22 protein-coding genes and 1 pseudogene are annotated in these 20,266 nt (G+C 69.5%); 11 read left to right on the forward strand and 12 right to left on the reverse strand.

Annotation, left to right across the window (positions count from 1 at the left end; translation table 11 throughout):
- Positions 1-5: 5 nt before the first annotated feature.
- Together ACWFRF_RS08970 and ACWFRF_RS08975 are read right to left on the reverse strand one after the other, a co-directional pair.
- Positions 6-1,043, reverse strand: a complete 1,038-nt coding sequence (locus ACWFRF_RS08970; RefSeq protein WP_452449425.1) for a HAMP domain-containing sensor histidine kinase — start codon at positions 1,041-1,043, stop codon at positions 6-8.
- Positions 1,040-1,741 (reverse strand): response regulator, encoded by a 702-nt coding sequence (locus tag ACWFRF_RS08975; protein ID WP_452449427.1) that lies wholly within the window; start codon positions 1,739-1,741, stop codon positions 1,040-1,042. Before ACWFRF_RS08975 ends, ACWFRF_RS08970 begins: the two co-directional genes overlap by 4 nt.
- A gap of 262 nt (positions 1,742-2,003) precedes the next feature.
- Between ACWFRF_RS08975 and ACWFRF_RS08980 the strand changes: the two genes are divergently transcribed.
- Positions 2,004-2,921, forward strand: a complete 918-nt coding sequence (locus ACWFRF_RS08980; protein WP_452449429.1) for a DMT family transporter — start codon at positions 2,004-2,006, stop codon at positions 2,919-2,921.
- On the opposite strand, the gene ACWFRF_RS08985 is transcribed toward ACWFRF_RS08980, so the two are convergent.
- Positions 2,895-3,575 (reverse strand): TetR/AcrR family transcriptional regulator, encoded by a 681-nt coding sequence (locus tag ACWFRF_RS08985; protein ID WP_378988336.1) that lies wholly within the window; start codon positions 3,573-3,575, stop codon positions 2,895-2,897. The genes ACWFRF_RS08980 and ACWFRF_RS08985 overlap by 27 nt on opposite strands.
- A gap of 147 nt (positions 3,576-3,722) precedes the next feature.
- Here ACWFRF_RS08985 and ACWFRF_RS08990 point away from each other — a divergent pair, with 147 nt between their 5' ends.
- Together ACWFRF_RS08990 and ACWFRF_RS08995 are read left to right on the forward strand one after the other, a co-directional pair.
- The gene (locus tag ACWFRF_RS08990; protein ID WP_379311977.1) at positions 3,723-5,297 is read left to right on the forward strand and encodes a succinic semialdehyde dehydrogenase; all 1,575 of its coding nucleotides are present in this window, start codon (positions 3,723-3,725) and stop codon (positions 5,295-5,297) included.
- 44 nt (positions 5,298-5,341) lie between these two features.
- On the forward strand, positions 5,342-6,169 hold the full coding sequence (locus tag ACWFRF_RS08995) for an SDR family NAD(P)-dependent oxidoreductase (protein ID WP_378627296.1): 828 nt from the start codon (positions 5,342-5,344) through the stop codon (positions 6,167-6,169).
- Positions 6,170-6,303: 134 nt separating this feature from the next.
- Here ACWFRF_RS08995 and ACWFRF_RS09000 read toward each other — a convergent pair whose 3' ends face one another.
- Positions 6,304-7,107 carry a putative protein N(5)-glutamine methyltransferase gene (locus tag ACWFRF_RS09000; protein WP_378988330.1) on the reverse strand — a complete coding sequence of 268 codons (804 nt, stop codon included), beginning with the start codon at positions 7,105-7,107 and terminating at the stop codon, positions 6,304-6,306.
- A 58-nt stretch (positions 7,108-7,165) separates the two neighbouring features.
- Positions 7,166-8,038 (reverse strand): YdcF family protein, encoded by an 873-nt coding sequence (locus ACWFRF_RS09005; protein ID WP_378988327.1) that lies wholly within the window; start codon positions 8,036-8,038, stop codon positions 7,166-7,168.
- A 163-nt stretch (positions 8,039-8,201) separates the two neighbouring features.
- Here ACWFRF_RS09005 and ACWFRF_RS09010 point away from each other — a divergent pair, with 163 nt between their 5' ends.
- Positions 8,202-9,053, forward strand: a complete 852-nt coding sequence (locus ACWFRF_RS09010; RefSeq protein ID WP_379311980.1) for a bifunctional 5,10-methylenetetrahydrofolate dehydrogenase/5,10-methenyltetrahydrofolate cyclohydrolase — start codon at positions 8,202-8,204, stop codon at positions 9,051-9,053.
- Positions 9,054-9,232: 179 nt separating this feature from the next.
- On the opposite strand, the gene ACWFRF_RS09015 is transcribed toward ACWFRF_RS09010, so the two are convergent.
- The 3 genes and pseudogenes from ACWFRF_RS09015 to ACWFRF_RS09025 form a co-directional block, all read right to left on the reverse strand.
- Positions 9,233-10,624, reverse strand: coding sequence for a hypothetical protein (locus ACWFRF_RS09015; RefSeq protein WP_452449433.1), 1,392 nt, complete (start codon positions 10,622-10,624; stop codon positions 9,233-9,235).
- A gap of 111 nt (positions 10,625-10,735) precedes the next feature.
- A pseudogene (locus ACWFRF_RS09020) lies at positions 10,736-11,152 on the reverse strand (L,D-transpeptidase); the annotation flags it as partial.
- A 231-nt stretch (positions 11,153-11,383) separates the two neighbouring features.
- Positions 11,384-11,827 (reverse strand): winged helix-turn-helix transcriptional regulator, encoded by a 444-nt coding sequence (locus tag ACWFRF_RS09025; RefSeq protein ID WP_379311982.1) that lies wholly within the window; start codon positions 11,825-11,827, stop codon positions 11,384-11,386.
- 75 nt (positions 11,828-11,902) lie between these two features.
- On the opposite strand from ACWFRF_RS09025, the gene ACWFRF_RS09030 reads away from it, so the two are divergent.
- Positions 11,903-12,787 (forward strand): NADP-dependent oxidoreductase, encoded by an 885-nt coding sequence (locus tag ACWFRF_RS09030; RefSeq protein ID WP_452449435.1) that lies wholly within the window; start codon positions 11,903-11,905, stop codon positions 12,785-12,787.
- Between the two features lies 1 nt (position 12,788).
- Here the strand turns inward: ACWFRF_RS09030 and ACWFRF_RS09035 are convergent, their stop codons facing one another.
- A complete protein-coding gene (locus ACWFRF_RS09035; RefSeq protein ID WP_378988312.1) occupies positions 12,789-13,448 on the reverse strand; it encodes a cyclodeaminase/cyclohydrolase family protein in 660 nt (219 codons plus the stop codon).
- A gap of 150 nt (positions 13,449-13,598) precedes the next feature.
- Here ACWFRF_RS09035 and ACWFRF_RS09040 point away from each other — a divergent pair, with 150 nt between their 5' ends.
- Positions 13,599-14,636 (forward strand): LLM class F420-dependent oxidoreductase, encoded by a 1,038-nt coding sequence (locus ACWFRF_RS09040; RefSeq protein WP_378627308.1) that lies wholly within the window; start codon positions 13,599-13,601, stop codon positions 14,634-14,636.
- A gap of 64 nt (positions 14,637-14,700) precedes the next feature.
- On the opposite strand, the gene ACWFRF_RS09045 is transcribed toward ACWFRF_RS09040, so the two are convergent.
- Positions 14,701-15,036 carry an STAS domain-containing protein gene (locus ACWFRF_RS09045; RefSeq protein WP_378988309.1) on the reverse strand — a complete coding sequence of 112 codons (336 nt, stop codon included), beginning with the start codon at positions 15,034-15,036 and terminating at the stop codon, positions 14,701-14,703.
- 333 nt (positions 15,037-15,369) lie between these two features.
- On the opposite strand from ACWFRF_RS09045, the gene ACWFRF_RS09050 reads away from it, so the two are divergent.
- Genes ACWFRF_RS09050 through ACWFRF_RS09060 form a run of 3 tightly spaced genes read left to right on the forward strand, consistent with a single transcriptional unit; the run spans position 15,370 to position 17,595 of the window.
- The gene (locus ACWFRF_RS09050) at positions 15,370-15,849 is read left to right on the forward strand and encodes a cation:proton antiporter regulatory subunit (RefSeq protein WP_378627311.1); all 480 of its coding nucleotides are present in this window, start codon (positions 15,370-15,372) and stop codon (positions 15,847-15,849) included.
- A gap of 59 nt (positions 15,850-15,908) precedes the next feature.
- The gene (locus tag ACWFRF_RS09055) at positions 15,909-16,391 is read left to right on the forward strand and encodes a cation:proton antiporter regulatory subunit (RefSeq protein ID WP_378988303.1); all 483 of its coding nucleotides are present in this window, start codon (positions 15,909-15,911) and stop codon (positions 16,389-16,391) included.
- A gap of 10 nt (positions 16,392-16,401) precedes the next feature.
- Positions 16,402-17,595, forward strand: a complete 1,194-nt coding sequence (locus ACWFRF_RS09060) for a cation:proton antiporter (protein ID WP_378988475.1) — start codon at positions 16,402-16,404, stop codon at positions 17,593-17,595.
- Positions 17,596-17,650: 55 nt separating this feature from the next.
- Here ACWFRF_RS09060 and ACWFRF_RS09065 read toward each other — a convergent pair whose 3' ends face one another.
- Together ACWFRF_RS09065 and ACWFRF_RS09070 are read right to left on the reverse strand one after the other, a co-directional pair.
- Positions 17,651-18,304, reverse strand: a complete 654-nt coding sequence (locus ACWFRF_RS09065) for a response regulator transcription factor (RefSeq protein WP_364405344.1) — start codon at positions 18,302-18,304, stop codon at positions 17,651-17,653.
- Positions 18,301-19,317, reverse strand: coding sequence for a sensor histidine kinase (locus tag ACWFRF_RS09070; protein ID WP_378988300.1), 1,017 nt, complete (start codon positions 19,315-19,317; stop codon positions 18,301-18,303). Before ACWFRF_RS09070 ends, ACWFRF_RS09065 begins: the two co-directional genes overlap by 4 nt.
- A 176-nt stretch (positions 19,318-19,493) precedes the next feature.
- Between ACWFRF_RS09070 and ACWFRF_RS09075 the strand changes: the two genes are divergently transcribed.
- Entirely contained in the window at positions 19,494-19,769 is a 276-nt protein-coding gene (locus ACWFRF_RS09075; protein WP_378988297.1) for a hypothetical protein, read from the forward strand.
- Between the two features lie 29 nt (positions 19,770-19,798).
- On the forward strand, positions 19,799-20,257 hold the full coding sequence (locus ACWFRF_RS09080) for a CBS domain-containing protein (protein ID WP_378988294.1): 459 nt from the start codon (positions 19,799-19,801) through the stop codon (positions 20,255-20,257).
- The last annotated feature ends 9 nt before the right edge of the window (positions 20,258-20,266 follow it).

Raw genomic sequence — 20,266 nt, forward strand, 5'->3', positions numbered from 1 at the left:
AGAGGTCAGCCCGTGGGGAGGACGACGCGGATGCGGGAGCCGGGGTCGGCGACGGCGATGGTGCCGCCGTGCAGGTCGATCACCCAGCGGGCGATGGCCAGGCCGAGGCCGGTGCCGCCGCCGTCGGTGCGCCCGCCACGGGTGAAACGGTCGAAGACGGTGGCGCGCTCGGCTTGCGGGATGCCGGGGCCGTCGTCCTGGATCTCGAGGACGGTCCCCTCGGGGTGGCTCGACGCCCAGACCCGGACCTCGCCGCCGGACGGGCCGTGGCGGGCGGCATTGTCGAGCAGGTTGAACAGCACCTGGTGCAGACGGGCCCGGTCGGCGAACACGGTGGCGCAGCCGGGTTCGATCGCGGTGGTGAACCGGACACCGCGACCGAGCGCGGCGGTCATCACCTCGGCTTCGGCGATCACCTCCGCCAAGAGTGGTGCCAGCGGCAGGTTTTCGCGATCCAGCGTGAACGCGCCCGCCTCGATGCTGGACAGGTCGAGCAGTTCCGAGACGAGCAGGCCGAGGCGTTCGGTCTGGGCCAGGGCGGTGCGCAGCGTCGCCGGGTCGGGTTCGCTCACCCCGTCGACCATATTCTCCAGCACGGCGTGCAGCGCGGTCACCGGCGTGCGCAGCTCATGGGACACATTGGCGATGAGGTCGCGCCGTTGCCGGTCGGCGGCGGCCAGGTCGGCGGCCATCTGGTTGAAGGCGGTCGCGAGCAGCCCCACTTCGTCACGCGAAGAGGCCCGCACGCGAAAGCTGTAGTCGCCCTGGGTCATGCGCCGCGCGGCTGCGGTCATCTCGCGCAGCGGCCGGGTGATCCCGTGGGCGAGGAACTGCGAGGTGAGCAGCGCGATCCCGATCGCGGCCACCGTGGTACGCGGCGGCAGCCAGCCGATCTTCAGCCGGAAGTACCCGAACGCGACACCGCCCGAGCACAACATCAACACGGCCAGCTTGAGCTTGATCGACCGCAGCCGGTCCAGCGGCCGCGGCAGCACGTCGGCGATCCGGTCCATCAATCTCGTGGCGCGGTCGGCGGTGATCATCGCGCGTCCAGGGCGTATCCGACACCGTGCACGGTGCGGATGAGATCGGCACCGAGCTTGCGCCGCAACGCTTTCACGTGCGAATCCACCGCGCGCGTCCCCGCCGCGTCGGACCAGTCCCAGATGTCCTCGAGTAGTCGTTCCCTGGCCAGCACCGCCCTCGGACGTTGCGCGAGCCGGGTCAGCAGGTCGAATTCCAAGGGGGTGAGCCGTGCTTCGGTGTCGCCGCGCCACACCCGCCGTTCGGCGAGGTCTATCCGCAGATCGCCGACGACGATGCTGGTGTCGCCGCGCTCGGCGGCCCGATCCACCCGCCGCAACAGGGCGTGCACCCGGGCGGCGAGCACCCGCATCGAGAACGGCTTGGTGAGATAGTCGTCGGCGCCGACGCCGAGCCCGATGAGCTGGTCGGTCTCGTCGGTGCGCGCGGTGAGCATGAGGACGGGCACGTGGCGCTCGGCCTGGATCCGGCGGCACACCTCCAGCCCGTCGAATCCCGGCAACATCACGTCGAGAACCACCAGATCGGGTTCCCCCGCCACCGCCGCCGCCACCGCGGCGGGCCCGTCGTGTGCCAGGTCGACGGTGAACCCTTCGGCCCGCAACCGCGCGGCCACGGACTCGGCGATCGTCACCTCGTCGTCGACCACCAGGATCCGGCGTGCCGCCTGTCCTGTCCCGCCCCCACTGTTGTCCATGGTGCGACCCTAGCGAGCGGGTGTGGAGGGTTGCGACGCCAAATGTGGAGATTCTGTGTGGAGTACACTCGCGACGTGCACGAGTGCTTCCGTTCCACCCCGCCGCCCGCCTCCTGAGCGAGGTGCCCCGCCGCGCTCGTCGGTAGCGCGTACCGGCCGAACCGGCCGCCCGTGGTTTCGCCAGGCCGACCCGTCGAGCCTGCTCACTCCAGCACCTCGCTTCTCGCGACCCCCTCACCTTCTGTCGCAGGAGCGCACATCCATGTCTGTTTCGCTGTCCGCCCGCACGGGCACAGCTGATCTCGTCGTCGCCGGAATCCTCTGGGGGACCGGCGGCCTGCTCGGCACCCTCGTCCAGCGATCGACCGGTCTGTCCCCGATCGCGGTCGCCACCGTGCGCCTTGCCGTCGGCGGGCTGCTGCTGGTGGGACTCTGCGTGCTCACCCGCCGGGCGATCCCGCGTGGTGCGCCGGCGTGGCGACGCATCGGCGCGATCGCCGTCCTGGCGCCGGTGTTCCAGGGCTGCTATTTCGGCGCGGTGGCACTGTCCTCGGTGAGCCTGGCGACGCTGATCACCATCGGGATGTCCCCGGTCGTCGTCGCCCTGGCCGAGTACCTCACCGGCAGGCGAGCTCTCGATCGCACCCGCGCCTGCGGCATCGCGCTCGCCCTCACCGGCCTCGCGCTGCTGGTCGGCGCACCCGGTGCGGACGGGTCGAGGGCGCTGTGGGGCGCGGCCATGGCGCTGGGTGCGGCCACCGCCTTCGCCGTGCTCACGGTGATCGCCGCGGTTCCGGTTCCCGAACTCGACTCCGTCACCGCTACCGGCGCCGGGTTCACCGCGGGCGCGATCCTGCTCGCCCTCCCGGCGGCCCTGACCAGCACCGCGATCGACCCGAATCTGCTCGGCATCCTCGGAGCTCTCGCGCTCGGGCTGTTTCCGACGGCCATCGCGTACACGCGCTACTTCCGCGGCCTCACCGCAGCGGGCGCGGGCACCGGCGCACTGCTGGCGCTGCTCGAACCGCTCACCGGCACGTTGCTGGCGGTGCTGTTCCTGGACGAGCGGCTCGGTCTCGTCGGCTGGTGCGGTGCGGCGCTGCTCTCGCTCGCCCTGGTCACCGCGGGACGCGCGGCCGGGGACCCCGCACCGCTACGGATCAGGGAACAGGCCGGGTAGTTCCATCGCGTAGGCGAGATCGTCGCGGGTGCCCAGGGTGACCAGCAGGACGCGAATCATGGTCACCCTGGCCTCGGACGCCAGCGCCGGATCGGGATCACTGCCGGGCTCGCTGCCCGCGGTGAGCCGGTAGACGATGTACTCGCACACGTGCAGCGCCGCGTCCAGGTCCAGCGGTGCGGGGACCGGCCGCCCGAGTTCGCCGAAAGTCTTGCGCACCAGGTCGCGAATGTCGTCGAGGGCGCGTTCGCGATAGCCCGACACCACCGAGCCGGGATCGTGCAGCTCGGCGAACAGGGGCCGCAGCATCGGGCCGTGCCCGCGCGCCCAGTCCACATACGCGTCGATCAGCCGGATGCCCAGCTGGACCGGCTCGTCGGTGCCGGCGAGTGCCTCGCGGATGCCGCCGACGAGGCCGTCGTTGGACGCGTCGAGCACCGCGTGCAGCGGCTCGGACGCATTGCCGAAATAGCGGTAGAACGTGGGCCTGGCCAGCCCGGCCTCTTCGATGATCTGGGCGACGCTCAACCCGCGCGAACCGTTGCGGGTGAACACCGCCGCGGTCGCCTCGATGATCCTGGCGCGGACTTCCTCGGCCTGCTCCTGGGTCTGCGGCGGGCGCCCGCGACGCACCGTCGTCGCTTCCTCGGTCATCGCACCTCCCTCACAGCCGGTCCTCGCACACTGAAAGCTTGACACGAACCAGGGCGCTGGCATTAATCTAACACTAGTGTTCAGTAAATGAGCTGAACGTGCGCGACCTGTTCCGCGCGATCCATCTGTTGAGGAGAAGGGCCGACAATGACGACAGCCCCCGAGCTGACCGCCGAACCCACCGCGCTGCCCGCCGCGCTGGTCAAGCCCCTGTTCGAGCGCGGCGTCGCCGGTGGCGCGCCGTCGGTCGCGGTCTTCGCGCCTGCCACCGGCCACAAGATCGGCGACCTGCCGCAGTCCTCGGTCGCCGATATCGAGCGTGCCTTCGCGGTCGCCCGGCACGCGCAGCGCGACTGGGCCAAGGTCGCAGTGAAGCAGCGTGCCGAGATCGTGCGCCGCTTCCACGACATCGTGCTCGCCGAGCAGGACACCATCCTCGACATCGTGCAGACCGAGACCGGCAAGTCCCGGCCGCACGCCTTCGACGAGATCGCCGACGTCGCGCTGAACGCGCGCTACTACGCCACCGTCGCGCCCAAACTGCTCGCCGACCGCAAGCCGCGCGGCGTGCTGCCGGTACTCACCTCGGTCGAGGTGCACAACCGGCCCAAGGGCGTCGTCGCGGTCATCTCGCCGTGGAACTACCCCCTCGCGCTGGCGGCCTCCGACGCGCTGCCCGCCCTGATCGCGGGCAACGCGGTCATCGCGCGCCCCGACAACCAGACCGCGCTCACCGCGCTGTGGGCCATCGACGCCGCCGAGCGGGCCGGGCTGCCGCGCGGTCTGTGGCAGGCGGTGCTCGGCCGCGGCCGGGAGATCGGTGGCGAGGTGATCGCGCGCGCCGACTACGTCGACTACACCGGTTCCAGCGCCACCGGCCGAACCATCGCCCAGCAGGCCGGCGAGCGCCTGATCGGCTACTCGCTCGAGCTCGGCGGCAAGAACCCGCTGCTCGTGCTGGCCGATGCCGATGTCTCCAAGGCCGCGAAACTGGCTGTGCGCGCGTGCTTCTCGTCGGCCGGTCAGCTGTGTGAGTCGATGGAGCGCATCTACGTCGACGCCACCGTGTACGACCAGTTCGTCGCGGAATTCGTCGGCAACGTCAAGAACATGTCGCTCGGCGGCGAGCTCGACTACAGCCGGGACATGGGTTCGCTGACCTTCCAGCGTCAGCTCGACACCGTCAGCGGGCACGTCGACGACGCGGTCGCCAAGGGCGCCAAGGTGCTCGCCGGTGGCCGTGCCCGCCCGGATCTCGGCCCGTACTTCTACGAGCCCACCGTGCTCGCCGACGTGGCGCCCGGCATGACGGTCTACCGCGAAGAGACCTTCGGCCCCGTCGTGTCGGTGTACAAGGTCGACTCCGACGAAGCCGCCGTCGAGGCGGCCAACGACACCGCCTACGGCCTCAACGCCAGCGTGTGGAGCCGGGACGTGAACCGCGGCAAGGAGATCGCCGCCCGGATCAACGCCGGCTCGGTGAATGTGAACGAGGGCTTCAGCGCCGCCTGGGGCAGCGTCGACGCGCCCTCGGGTGGTCTCGGCATCTCCGGCCAGGGGCGTCGCCACGGCCCCGAAGGCTTGCTGAAGTACATCGACACCCAGACCATCGCGGTCCAGCGAGTGCTGCCGATCGCGCCGCTGCCCGGCATGTCCGAGCAGATGTGGGCCAAGACGATGACGGTGGTTTTCGGAGTCATGAAGACGCTGCGTCAGAAGTAGACGCGGCAGAAGTAGCAGTACACGAGCAGGGGTAGGTAGCGAGAATGAAGTTGGAAACGGTCGCAGGCAAGCGGGTCCTCATCACCGGTGCCGCCATGGGACTCGGCAAGTTGTTCGCCGAGAAGGCCGTTGCCGAGGGCGCCGACGCGGTGGTGCTGTGGGATATCAACGAGTTGGCGCTGCGCGAGACCGCGGCGCAGCTGACCGCCGCGGGCGGCAAGGTGCACCACTACGTGGTGGACGTGTCGTCGCAGGACTCGATCCGTGAGGCGGGCGAGGCGGTGCGCAAGGAGGTCGGCGGCATCGACATCCTCGTCAACAACGCGGGCATCGTGCGTGGCAACACCTACTTCTGGGAAACCGAGAACCGCGCCGACATCGACAAGACGATGGCGATCAACTCCTTGGCCCCCATGTACGTCACCCTGGAGTTCCTGCCCGGCATGGTCGCCGGTGCCGGCGAGGGGCGCGTGCTCAATATCGCGTCGTCGGCAGGTCTGGTCGCCAATCCGCGCATGGCCGTGTACGCGGGGTCGAAGTGGGCGGCGCTGGGCTGGTCGGATTCGGTGCGCCTCGAGCTCGAGCAGGCGGGCCACGACCACGTGAAGGTCACCACGGTCTGCCCGACCTATATCAACACCGGCATGTTCGACGGCGCGAAGGGCATTCTGTTCACGCCGATGCTCGAGCAGCACGAGGTCGTCGACACCTCGTGGTCGGAGATGAAGAAGGGCGGCGCCCTGGTGGTGCTCCCGTGGACCTCGCGGATGAACCGGGCACTGACCGGTCTACTGCCGATCAAGGTTCGCGACTTCTACCTGAACGCGGTGGGCGTGTACCACTCGATGGATCAGTTCACCGGACGCAAGTAGGCATTCGGGACGGGTGCCCCGTCGACGGGTCGCGCAGGCGATCGGTCGACGGGGCATCGTCGTGTCCGGCGGCAGTGCGCGCGGCCTCGTCGACGGGCTACTGATCGGTCTCGACGGTCGTGGTGTCCACGCGATCAGCGATCCCGGGTGCCGAGAACCACCGTGGCGTAGTGCTCCCCGGACTCGGCGACGCGCGGCGCGAGACCGTGCGCGGTGAGCACCGAACACGCGGTGTCGACCTGCCCCGCCCCGGTTTCCACCAATACCGTGCCGCCCGGTGCCAGCCAGGTGGCCGCCCCTTCGGCGACCCGGCGGAACACGTCGAGCCCGTCCGCTCCACCGTCGAGCGCGGCGAGCGGCTCGTGCTCGCGTGCCTCCGGTGGCAGGTCCGCGACTCGGGCACTCGGCACGTACGGTGTGTTCGCGAGCAGGATGTCGATGCGCCCGCGCAGGTCGACCGGCAGCGCGTCGAACAGATCACCGCCGAAGACCGGCGCGCTGATCGGCGCGAGATTCTCGCGCGCGCAGGCGACGGCGACGGGGTCGATATCAGCGGCGACGAGCTCGACGTCGCATCCACGTGCGGTGAGCTCGGTCGCCGCGCTCAGCCCCAGGGCCCCACAGCCACAACACAGGTCGACCACGCAGGCTCGCGTCGTGTCCGGCGCGACGCCGTCGACCGCCTGTTCCACCAGGAACGCCGTGCGCTGACGCGGTACGAAAACGCCAGGACGCACCCCCACCCGCTGCCCCCGGAATTCCACCCAGCCGAGCAGATATTCGAGCGGGGTCCCCGAGACCCGCTGTCCGACCAACGCATCGAGGCGTCCAGGATCGCCGTCGGCCGCCTCGATCAGCAGCGCGGCCTCGTCCTCGGCGAATACACATCCCGCGCGCCGCAACTCGACGACCACCTCGGGAAAACCGGAACCACTCATGCGCCGATTGTTCCTGACCGGGCAACCGAATTTTCACCGCCGGTGGCGGTGCGACGAATCAGCGCTCGGTGTCCAGTTCGAAGGTGCGCGTCGCGTCGAGATAGATCCCGCGCTGGGCGTTGCGCGCGGGTGGGGGCAACTGGGAAACCAGCTGTTCGAGCGAGGTCGTCGCGCCGACCACGGTCGTCCCCGCGACGATGAAGTCGGCGACCGCGCGCCGAATGTGATTCGGCGAGGTCACCACCACCGCGCTGGTCGCGCCGAGATCGCGCAGCAGTCGCGTGCTGAACAGCGCGTTCTGCACGGTCGACCCGGCCCGGTCCTCCACATGGATCCGATCGCCCGGCAGCCCGCGCGCCACCAGCCAGCGCCGCATCGCCTCGGCCTCGGAGATGCCGTTCTGCGGATTGCCGCCGGTCACGATCACCGGTGAGAACGGTGCGGCGATCGCCTGCAACCACGCCGCGGTGAGCCGGTTCTCCAGCTCCGGGCGCAACGCGCCGTCGGGCAGCAGCCCGTAGCCGAGAACCACGATGCCGGTCTGTGGACCGACGAGCGCCGGCAGCGGGTTGGGCAGGGTGGCGGCCGCCGCGGTCACCGCGTGCAGCACGCGATTGGTGCCCGCCGCCATGCCCGCGTCGATGCCGCCGAGCCGGGCCAGGGCGTCACCGACCGCGGCCCCGTCACCCGCGTAGTGCGACCAGATCGCCTGCAGCGCGAGCGCGTCGGCATCATGGGGGTCGGCGGCGATCAGGGCACGCAGGTCGGCGCGTCCCGCGGCGTCGTCACCGTCGGTGAAGTGGCGCTGTGCTGAGTTGTAGAGCGCGGCCACATCAGCTTCCGCGGCGGCCGGACCGACCGTGGTGCCGGTCAGCGCGGCGGTCGCCAGGACAGCGGCGGCCAGGTGTTTCCAGTGTTTCGAGATCTTCACGACAGTCGCAACCCTTCCCGCGAACGGTTCGGTACGTGCTGGCAGAGCAGAGCTGCCGACACCCTACGACCGCCCGTCCGGGCCGCGGTGGACCTCGACCAGCTTGCGCGCGTCGCGGCCCGGCGCCACGTCGTCGGTCCGGCGGCGGATAAGGTGTCACACCGTGGATACCGCTTCGCTGACCGGCAAGGAACTCGCCGCCGCCATCAACGCCGACTCGAAGGAGCGCGCGGCCGCGCTCACCGCCGCGGGCACCGCGCCGACGCTGGCGCTGATCGTCGCCAACGACGACCCGGCCAGCGCCTGGTACGTGAACTCCCTGCGCAAGGCGGCCGAACGACTCGGAATAGCCTGCGAGCGCATCGATCTCGGCGCCGACGCGAGCGCCGAGACGATCCGCGCCGAGCTGAGCGCGCGCAGCGCCGACCCGGCGACCGACGCGATCATGCTGCAGACCCCGCTGCCCGCGGGCGTGAACCTCGACGACGTGAGTTCGGCGATCGCCGCGACCAAGGACGTCGACGGGGTCAGCCCACTCTCGCTCGGCTTGCTCGCTTCCGGCCTCGACGGTTTCGTCCCCGCCACCTCCGAAGCCGTCGTCGAGCTGCTGAAGCATCACGGGATCGCGCTGCAGGGACGTCTGGTCACCGTGGTCGGCCGCTCCAACATCGTCGGAAAGCCCCTCGCTCAGCTGCTGCTCGCCGAGAACGCGACCGTCACCGTCGCGCATTCACGCACCGCCGACCTGGCCGCGGTCACCACCCCCGCCGATATCGTGGTCGCCGCGGCGGGCCGGATCGGCCTGGTCACCGGCAAGCACATCGGTGACGGCGCCGTGGTGATCGACGTGGGCACCAACGAGTCCGCCGACGGCGGAATCGTCGGCGATGTCGACGCGGCGTCGGTCATCGGCAAGGCGGCGGCGCTGAGCCCCGTCCCCGGCGGCGTCGGCCCGGTGACCACCGCGCTGCTCATGCGCCATGTGGTCGTGGCGGCCGAAAAATCCCGCGCCTGACCACCTTTCGCTATCCGGTCGCGGGATCTACCGCCTGCTGACGACGCAGCTGCCGTCGGTCTCGATGCAGCATCGCACCGAGCCCGGCCACCGGCACGGCAATAGACCGGCGGTCGTCTGCTGGTCAGCGGGGAGCACTACCGGGGCCGCGGTGGTGCACAACGATCCGTGTTCGGGGTCTAGCGGGGTGCGGCTCCGAACGAAGTGATCAGCGTTTTGTTGCCGACCTCCGCGGTTCCCACGAGCTGCGGGGTGTAGGTGCTCGGCGCCGAATCCGGTCGGAACGCGGTGATCTTGACCAGGAACTGCCCGGCGTAGGCGCCCGGAGTGATCTCCACGCAGTGCGTGGTCCCCACCGGAGTGGAGTCGATCCCGGCCTGGATGGCGGCCGCCGAGGGGGCGACCGCGTCCGATGCCACGAGGGTCCGGGCCTGGTCGCCGGAGCGTGCGACGTAGTAGGCGTACTGGAAGGCCATGATCGCCGCGATGCCGGACTCGGTGCCGCCCGCGCCGTTGCCCCGCACCATGGCGCCGATCTGTTCGGTGGGGCACTCGGCCGTCACCGGGCTCACCGAACTCGGTGCGAGTGGGGTACTTGCCGCCGTGGATGCCGGTGCGGGCCCGCGTAGTTGGACGTAGGTGCCGCCGAGTAGCACGGCGCCTGCCACCGACGCGACCAGTGGTGCGACCCAGCGGGGCACACGCCGTCGCTTGGATCGATCGATCATCCGCGCGAAGACTTCGTCATCACCGTTGTAGTCGGGAGCGGGACGCGAAGGCTCGCTGTCGGCACCGTCGGAGCCGGGAGCGGCGAGTGGCGAAAAGGCGTCCGTGTCCGGGTAATCGGGTGCGGGGCGTGGTGGGAAGCTGTCCGGTCCGCGGTAATCGGGTGCCGGGCGTGGTGGGAAGGTATCCGCACGGTTCTCGGGTGCGGGGCGTGGTGGGAAGGTATCCGCACGGTTCTCGGGTGCGGGGCGTGGTGGGAAGGTATCCGCACGGTCCTCGGGCGCGAGGCGCCGTGGGAACGTGTCCGCGCCGCTGGTCGGCACGGCCGCCGGGCGCGGTGGGAAGGTGTCCGCACCGGGGTACTCGGGTGTGGGACGCGAATGCCAGGTCGCCGCGTCGTCGTAGCCGGGCCTCGGATGTTCGAGGGCCGCCCACGCGGGGCCGGAAGCGGTGACGATCGGCAGTTGATCGGTGTCGGGGCCGTTGTCGTCGATCGAGAACGCGGTGTCCGGGAGGCGGTGGCGCGCACCGGGATCGAATTTCCCGCCGACCACGGGCAGCCGATCGGTGACGGTGGCGTCCGCCGGAACGACGGGAACGACCTCGTCGTGTTCGGCGTCGCGAAGCCGGGCCGCCGAGATGACCGGAATACCGGCCGGTGTCGTCGGTCCGCCTTCGATCCGGTGGCGGGCGCCGCCGGCGGGCTGATCGCTCGCCCGGCGGGGCCGTGGCGCGCTCAGGTCGCGGGACCGCCGAATCGGGGTGACAGCCGCGAGCGGAGCACCGGCCGATCCCGGGTCGTGCTGTCGAGCCCCGATCGGTCTGTGCGCTTCCGGTCGATCCATCGCCCCACCTTCATCAGGCTCGTCGCCGTCAGGGTATGTCCCGCAACGATTTCGTTACGGGCACGATACTGCCCTGACGGCGCGTTCGCCGAATGCCACGAGGGAAAATGTTTACCAGTGGATATAGACCTCATCGCCGATGCCGACATTCTCGTAGTACCAGGCGGCGTCGTCGGGGGCGAGGTTGATGCAGCCGTGGCTCACGTTGGCGTTGCCCTGCGAGTCGACCGACCACGGAGCCGAGTGCACCATCACGCCACCCCAGGTGAGGCGCACGGCGTATTCACCGTCGATGATGTAGCCCTCGGGGTCGTCGAGCGGGATGCCGATGGTGCGCGAGTCGAACACCACCGACCGATCCTTCTCTAGCACGCTGAAGGTGCCGGTGGGAGTCTCGAAACCGGGCTTGCCCATCGACGCGGGCATCACCCGCACTACCTGTCCACCCTGGCTGACAGTGAAGGTGTGCGTCGACAGGTTGGCCTCGGCGTAAGTGCCACCGCCGTATTGGGTGCGCTGGCCTCCGATCAGGTCCGCGGACGCGGCTCCCGACCAGGCTGCGGCCAGTATTGCCGCCATGATCGCGACGAACAGGACACGAAATGCGCTCCTCATAAACGCCACCCCTTCACTCACTCGTAGGCGGATTCCAAGTCTAGGCCGCCATGATCAACTCGACCTATCGAAGTGGTAACGGCCGACGGGGTCAACGGTGTGTCGTCTTGCGTTCGCGCAGGTCGGGGCCCCGATAAACCGTTCTCACTTCGAGACCGGTGACAGCGGGCGCCCCGGTTGCGGCACCGGGGCCGGTTCGGCGGTGCGCGCGGCATCGAATTCGGCTCTGGCGGCGGTGATCTCCGCGTGGTGTTCGACCACCCAGGCACCCATCGCCTGGCTGATCCGCCCCAGATCCGCCCCGAGCGCGGTGATGCTGTACTCCACCCGGGGCGGCATCGTGGGGAATACCTCGCGCCGGACCAGGCCGTCGCGTTCCAGGTCGCGCAGCGTTCGGGTGAGCACCTTCTGGGTGATGCCGTCCAGGCGCCTGCGCAAGGCGTTGAAACGCACCGGCCCGCCTGCCTCGCGCAGACTGCCGAGGACCAGCAGGACCCATTTGTCGGCGAGTACCGACAGCAGTTGCCGCGCGGGGCAGTCCCGCAGGAACGCCTCTACCGAACTCTGATCGCCCTTGACGGTATCCACGGGGTACCACGGTATCCGAAAGGTGCCTACTACCGCTGGGACACCACTCGGCGCAGACTCGGCGGTATGTGGCAGATGGTGCAGAGATCTTTCGGCGGTCCGGACGTCTTCGAAAGGGCAGAGGTGCCGCGGCCGACACCGGGTCCGGGGGAGGTGCTGGTGCGCGTCGTGGCGACCAGCGTCAACGCCGCGGACTGGAAGGTGCGCAGCGGTGTGATCCGGCGGTTGGGGGAGCCGCCGCTGGTGCTCGGGCTCGATGTGTCCGGGATCGTCGCCGCCGTGGGTGACGAGGCGACACGCTTCGCGCCGGGAGACGCGGTATACGGCATGGTGTTCGGCGGCGCCAACGCGGAATACGTAGTGGCGCAGGAGAATCGACTTGCCCGCGTACCCGCCTCGATCGACCCGGTGCACGCGGCCGCACTGCCGGTGGCCGGGGTCACCGCCTGGCAGGCACTGTCCTCGGTACGGCCGGGCGAGCGGGTCCTGGTGCACGCGGCGGCCGGTGGCGTCGGGCATCTGGCGGTGCAGATCGCCGCGCGACGCGGCGCGACGATCGCCGCCACCGCGCGGACCGGCAATCACGCCTATCTCCGCGAACTGGGCGTCACCGAACCGATCGACTACCGGACCACCGATTTCACCACCGCGGTGCGCGAGGTCGACCTGGTGGTGGACCTGATCGGCGGCGACTACACGGATCGATCATTGACCGTCCTGAGCGGCACCGGGCAGGTGGTGGCCGCCGAAGGCCCTGCGACACACCCGGATTCGCGCGTGCGCCGACTCTATGTCGATCCGACGACGGCCGTGCTCGACGAGCTCGCGGCGACGGTCGACCGCGGGGAGCTGACCGTCGACATCGCGCAGATCCTGCCGATCACCGAACTCGCCGCCGCGCATCGGCGCAGCGAATCCGGTCGGGTCCGCGGCAAGATCGTGCTCACCGCGGACCGCTGACTCAGCCGCGGACCGCGTGCAGCACGTCGCCGTGCAGGGCGTCGGCGCGGGCCGCGATGGTATCGACGCGCAACAGCGCGGCGGCGAACGGGTCGCCGAGGTCGGCGGGCAGCGAGCCGACGTTGATCTCGATATTGAGCTGCGAACTCATCGCCGCGGCGCGGGCGGCGTCGGCGGCGGCGCCGATATCGGTGACCACATTCGGATTGCCGATCGGCAGCAGTTCGGCCGCCAGCGAGAGGATTTCGTCGGCCTCGTCGACCACGGCGGCGGGCACCCGCGCGGCTTCGACGAGTGCCGCGTTGATCGCCGCGGTGCGGGCGGTGATCTCGGCGTCGGTGTCCTTGGGCAGCTTGTAGGCCGCGCCGACGGCGGTGAACGCGGCCGCGTCGGCGTCGGCGAGCGCGAGCGACCTGGCCAGCGCGGCGTCGGCGGCCACGATGATCTGGTCGATCACCGGCCGGTTCTGCGCGTCCTTGGCGCGGGTGGTGTAGCGCGCCACCATCGCCACCAGCGCGGCGGCCTGCGCGGCGTGCAGCGCGGCCACGGCCCCGCCGCCGGGGGCGGGCACCTTCGCGGCCAGCTCCGACAGGTAGTGCTCCAAGGTCACCGAACCGAAGGAGGGGGCGATCTGCTGCGGCGACACGGTGGGCTGCGACACGACGGGGTGGCCTTTCGATGCGGCGAGAATTGCGTGGAATCTTCCCCTCAACGCTACCGCGTGCCCGCCCACGCACCCCGCTCGACCAGCACCTGTGCCGACAGACCGACCGGTCGGGGTGCGCGTGTTGTCCGGGGCTATGTTGGGTGCATGCGGATCGGATTGAGCATCAACTACACGGACGGTTTCAAGGAGACGGCGGCCGAGGTCGCCGACCTGGAACGCGCCGGCCTCGACATCGTCTTCGTGCCGGAGGCGTACTCGTTCGACGCGGTGAGCGCGCTGGGCTTCCTGGCCGCCCGCACCGAGCGGGTGCAGCTGGCCTCGGGCATCCTGCAGCTCTACACCCGGACCCCCAGCCTCACCGCGATGACCGCGGCGGGCCTGGACTACGTCTCCGACGGCCGTTTCATCCTCGGCATCGGCGCGTCGGGCCCGCAGGTCATCGAGGGCTTCCACGGCGTCCCCTACGACGCCCCGATCGGGCGCACCCGCGAACTCCTCGAAATCTGCCGCACGGTGTGGCGCCGCGAGAAGCTCAACTACCAGGGCAAGTACTACCAGATCCCGCTGCCCGCCGAGCGTGGCACCGGCCTCGGCAAAGAGCTCAAGCTGATCAATCACCCGGTGCGCGCGGACATCCCGGTGCTGCTGGCCGCGCTCGGCCCGAAGAACGTGGAGCTGGCCGCCGAGGTCGCCAACGGCTGGCAGCCGATCTTCTTCCTGCCGGAGAAGGCGAAGGACGTGTGGGGCGACGCGCTCGCCGCGGGCAAGGCCAAGCGTGATCCCGCGCTGGGCGAGCTCGACATCTTCGCCGGTCCGGCGCTGGCGATCGGTGAGAACGTCACTCCGCTGCTCGAGTTCGTGAAGCCGCACCTGGCGCTCTACATCGGCGGCATGGGTGCCAAGGGCAAGAACTTCTATCACACCCTCGCCACCAAGTACGGCTACGGCGAGGCCGCCGACCGCATCCAGGAGCTGTACCTGGCGGGCGACAAGCAGGCCGCGACCCAGGCCGTGCCCGACGAGCTGGTGCGCGACGTGTCGCTGATCGGCCCGGAGAGCTTCGTGAAGGAGCGCATCGCCGCGATGGCCGAGGCGGGCGTCACCACGCTCAACGTCACGCCGATCGCCGAGAACGCGGCCGGTCGGGTGAAGCTGATCGAGCAGCTGCGCTCGCTCTGCTGACCCCCACCGACGGCAAACGCGCCGCCGTCCGGGGGATTCCCGGGCGGCGGCGCGTTGTGTTGTGTCAGGACGTGAACGACGCCAAGGCGGCGTCCAGGGTGGTGTGCATGGCGAACACCTGGTCCAGGCTCGTCATCTTCAGCTGACGACTGGTGGCGGGTCCGTCGGCCACGACCGCGATCGCGGTGGTCTCGCCTGCCCGCTGATGTGCGGCGACCAGCGTCGCCATGCCCGCCGACGCCAGGAACCCGACCGCGGTCAGGTCGATCACCAGCGCCGCCGGTTTCTCGGCCAGGATGGCCTCGATGGTGGCATCGAGCGCGGGTGCGGTCGCCAGGTCGACCTCGCCGGTCACCGTCAGCACCGTGACGCCGTCGTGTACCGCCGTCGTGGTGGTCATCGTGTCCGTGAGTGGATACGCGTCTCCGGAAGAGTTGGTCACTGTTCAACAACACACAACTTTGCCCGAATACGCAAGCCACCGCGGTTGCTCGCCACGGGATCGCCATGGTCGGCGTCGGTTGCGGCGGTGCTGGTGGCTCCTCGCCGCCGAAGCCGGACAGGCGCTCGTGCCCGGCGTCGGCGGCGGCGTCGAGTCCGATGATCTCGACTGTGTCGTCACCGCCATCGTCAACGAGGCGAACAGCCCGAGGGTCGCGAGTTGTTTCGCCTGGTATGCCCGGTGCGCAGGGTAGGGGCTGGTGTTATTCCCATCTGGTCGTACTGTGAGGGCGTGAACATCGATGTGACGCCTTTACCGGGAATCGGCGTGTGCAAGGACTTTCCGCTGGCGGAGGCGCGCCGCCGGATCGGCGTGATCGAACATCGCGACGGCTCCGTCGACCTGGTCGTCTCGCGAGCGGGCGACTACGACTCGACCACCTCGATTCCCCTGTCCGACACCGAGATCGGTGTGCTGGCCGGCCTGCTCGGCGCACCGCAGGTGGTGCAGAAGACACGCGAGACCCACAGCGCGGGCGAGCTGTCGACCAGGCAGTTCGCGATCGATCGCGGCAGCCCGTTCGACGGTAGGCCGTTGCGCGACACCGAGATGCGCACGCGCACCAAGGCCTCGGTCGTGGCGGTGGTGCGCGCGGGTGAGGTGACTCCTTCGCCGGGAACAGATTTCACTTTCATCCCCGGTGATCTTGTCGTTGTGGTCGGCACCGACGAGGGTCTGGACGCGGCAGGACGGCTCCTCGACGCAGGCTGACAATCCATGCCGATAGTAAAGGGCAGGTAAGGTATCCCTAGCTGAGGTTAGGTGATCCCATGAATGTAGAAGTGACATCCCTGCCGGGAATCGGTGTCCGCAAAGAGTTTTCACTGTCGAAGGTGGACCGCAGGATCGGCATCGTCGACCACCGCGATGGTGGTACCGATCTGATTTTCACGAAGGTCGGCGACCCGGATTCCACGGTCCAGATTCCACTGTCCGCTGTCGAAGCCCGCACGCTGGCGAGTCTGCTCGGCGCACCACAGTTGGTCGCGCAACTGCGCGAGGAACATCGCGAACTCGATGGGGTGAGCACGCGGTCGATGCTGGTACCGCCGAGTTCGCCCTATGCGTCACGACGGTTGGGCGACACCGAGTTGCGGACCAGGACCCGCGCCTCGATCGTGGCGGTTCTGCGCGCGGGCCAGGTCCTGGCATCGCCGGGACCGGAGTTCGTGTTCGCGGGCGGCGATATGGTCGTCGTGGTCGGCACCAATGCCGGACTCGACGCCGCCGCTTCGATCCTGACCGACGGCTGAGCCGGTGGAGATCAGTGGAACCGCGCTGGCATTGATCCAGCTGGGGGCTGTGTTCTTCGGGTTGGGGGTGCTCGGGCGGATCGCCGCCCGCATCGGCCTCTCGCCCATCCCGCTCTACCTGCTCGGGGGGTTGGTCTTCGGTACGGGCGGTCTGATCGAGTTGCACGAGGTGGAGGACTTCATCCACATCGCCAGCGAGATCGGCGTCGTGCTGCTGCTGTTGCTGCTCGGTTTGGAATACACCGCCGGTGAACTGGTCACCGGCATGCGTAAATCGTGGCCCGCCGGTCTGCTCGACCTGGTGCTCAACGCGACTCCCGGTGTGATCGTGGCGCTGATGCTCGGCCTCGGGCCGACGGGGGCCATCGCGATGGCGGGCGTCACCTACATCTCGTCCTCCGGGATCGTCGCCAAGGTACTCAACGACCTCGGCCGCCTGGGTAACCGGGAGACGCCGACGGTGCTGTCGATCCTGGTGTTCGAAGACCTGGCGATGGCGGTGTACCTGCCGGTGCTCACCGCCGTGCTGGCCGGTGTCGGTTTCGTGGCGGGGATGACCACGGTCGGTATCGCGCTGGTCGCGGTGACCCTGGTGCTCATCGTCGCGCTGCGATACGGCAGGTACGTCTCGGCGATCGTGGCGAGTGAGGATCGGGAGATCTTCCTGCTCAAGCTGCTCGGTTCGGCGCTGCTGGTGGCGGGTATCGCCTCGGCGGTGCAGGTGTCGGCGGCGGTCGGTGCGTTCCTGCTCGGTATCGCGATCTCGGATTCGACCGCGCACGACGCCACCAAGATCCTCGAACCGTTGCGTGATCTGTTCGCGGCGATGTTCTTCGTGCTGTTCGGTTTGAGTACCGATCCGGCGAGTATTCCGCCGGTGCTGGGCTGGGCGGTGCTGTTGGCGGTGGTCACCACCGTCACCAAGATCGCCACGGGGTGGTGGGCGGCCAAACGGGCGGGGGCCTCGCAACTGGGCCGCGCTCGCGCGGGTACCGCGTTGGTCGCGCGCGGTGAGTTCTCGATCGTCATCGCCGGCCTGGCGGTGGCCGCCGGAGCGGTGCCCGCCGAGTTCGCCGCGCTCGCCACCACGTACGTGTTGCTGATGGCCATCATCGGCCCGATCGGCGCCCGCATCGTGGAACCGGTGATGCGACTGGTGGTCGGTCGCAAGCAGCGTGTGACGGTCGACCCGCACGCAGAATAACCACCCGTGTCCGGGGCCCCCGCGCGATCGTTCGCTGCGGGGGCCCTCGATGTTCTCACGGCTCGATCAATCCGGCGCGGATGGCGTATCTGGTCAGGTCGAGCCGGTCGCGCAGGCCGAGTTTCTGCAGGATGTTGGCACGATGCCGGTCGACGGTCTTCGCGCTGATCACCAGCTCGGCGGCGATCTCGCGCGCCGAGTACCCCTCGGCGATCAGCTTGAGCACCTCCTCTTCGCGAGGGGTGAGGATCGTTTCCGGCAGCGCGGAGCCCTGCCGGGCGAGTTGCAGGTAGTCGCGCACGAGTGCGGTGACCGCGCCCGGGTAGAGGAACGACTCACCGCGCATCGTGGCCCTGCACGCCTCGATGAGGTCGCGATCGGCCACCGACTTCAGCACGTAGCCGGAAGCGCCCGCCTTCAGCGACTCGAAGAAATACTGCTCGTTGTCGTACATCGACAGCATCAGGATGCGCACCGGATGGTTGTTCCTGGTGATCTCGCGGGCGGCCTGGATGCCGGTCATCCGCGGCATAGCGATGTCGAGGATCACCAGGTCGATGCCGTCGTCGGCGAGGGCGGTGACCGCGTCCAGCCCGTTGGCGGCCTCGGCGACCACGAGCAGGTCCGGTTCGTTGTCCAGGATCATGCGCAACCCGCTGCGCACCAGGGCGTGGTCGTCGGCCAGCAGAATCCGGGTCGGCGCGCTCATGCGGGCACTCCTTCGCGTGCGGCGACCGGGACGATCAGTTCGACCGCGGTACCGCCCGATGCCGGGGACGTGATGGTCAGCGTGGCGTCGATCAGCATCGCGCGCTCGCGCATCCCGCGGATGCCCGCCCCGTCCTCGACCGCGCCGCCGCGACCGTTGTCGGTCACCCGCAGCAGCACGGTGCCGGCTCGCGGTGCGATCAGCAAGCTCACCTCGTCGGCGTCGGCGTGGCGCAACACGTTCGTCAAGCTCTCCTGAGCGACCCGGTAGCAGACGAGTTCGATGTCGGGGTCGAGGCGGCTGATCGCCGGGTCGACCTCGCGGCGCACGGAAATGCCTGCCGTGCGGCCGAATTCGTGACACAGCGCGGTGATCGCGCTGTGCAGGCCGAGTTCCTCGAGCACGTCGGGCCGCAGCCGCGCGGCTATCCCGCGCACCTCGTCCAGACAACCGCGCACTGTTTCCTGCGCCTGCTCGACGTCCTCGCGCAGGTCGGCGGGCGCCCGGTCGACGACCCGTTTGAGCCGCAACAGCGCCACGGTCAGGCTCTGGCCGATCTCGTCGTGCAGTTCGCGGGCGATGCGCCGCCGCTCACCCTCCTGGGCGGCCAGCGCGGTCCCACCGGCGACCGAACGTTCGGCTTCCAAGCGGTCGAGCATCGCGTTGAAGGTCTCGATCAGCTGATGGAAGTCCCCGCTCGCACCGCGCTCGAGGCGGACCGCGCGCCGGGGCGGATCGACGCGGCGCATGGAGGCGACCAGCTCGTCGAGCGGAGCCAGCGAGGTGCGCAGCGCCACGGCGTTCGCCGTCAGGATCACCGCGAGCCCGATCACCAGCACCGGCACCTCGGTCAGGCGCAGCCGGGCCGACACCGTGGCCGGTGAGAAGGCCAAGATCAGCGTGCCGAGGGTGAAGATCACGCCGTTGAGCAAGCAGATCCGCCAGAACAACGCCGTCACCGGCGTTCGGATTCGCCGCGAGCGTCCTGCTCGCAGCGCTGCGAGACGGTTCATGACACCAGCATGCTGGCGCCCCCGCGTTCTGTCCATGGTGCCCAGCACCCATCCCGCACCCGTTTACCGGCACCGACCTGCCCAGGAAATGGGTGTCACGGCCGATAGTGCCCGCCACCTGCGCGAACCAGACTTCGATCAGACGCTTTCGACGATCCGAGGAAGGACCGCCGGCCATGGATATCGACCGGACCACGATCCCGGGAGCCGGTGTGCTGCACAGCTTCCACACCCGCCACGGCATTCGCTTCGCCCTGCTGACGCACTCGTCGGGTGCGCGACGCCTGCTCGCCTACGCGGGGGGCAGCGACGAACCGACGGTCGACATCGAGCTGGAACCCGACGAGGCCGACCAGGTCGCCGAGCTGATGCGTTCGCGGCCGTTCGGCGACCGGCTCGCTCGCCTGGAACAACGCCTGGACCACCTGACCGGACGGCAGGCCCAGCCGTGAGCACCGTCGAATCCCCCCGGAGCCATGCCATGCGCGCACGCGATATCGCGATGAACCTGCCGACCGTTCGCACCAGCGACCCCGTCGCCCGTGCGGTGCGGCTGATGGTCGTCAACCGGTTGCCCGGTCTGATCGTCGTCGACGAGCTCGACCGGCCGGTGGCGGTCCTGCCGGGAACCCAGGTGCTACGCCTGGCGATTCCGGCCTCCTATCACGACGACCCGACGCTGGTCCGCACGATCGACGAGGTGCACGCCGACCTGTTCTGGCAGGAACCCGGCAGCCTCACCGTCGGCGACTGTCTGCCCGACGGCGCGAGCAAGCCGGCCACGGTCCCCCCCGACGCGACCCTGCTCGAAATCGCGATCCTGATGGCGCGCAAGCACAGTCCGCTCATCGCCGTGGTCGACCGTTCGCGCACCCTGCGCGGCGCGATCACCCTGGAACGGTTGCTGACCAGCCTCGCTGTCGTCGGCCCCGGCGACTGAACGCCACGC

It is taken from the genome of Nocardia sp. NPDC055165 (assembly GCF_053606985.1).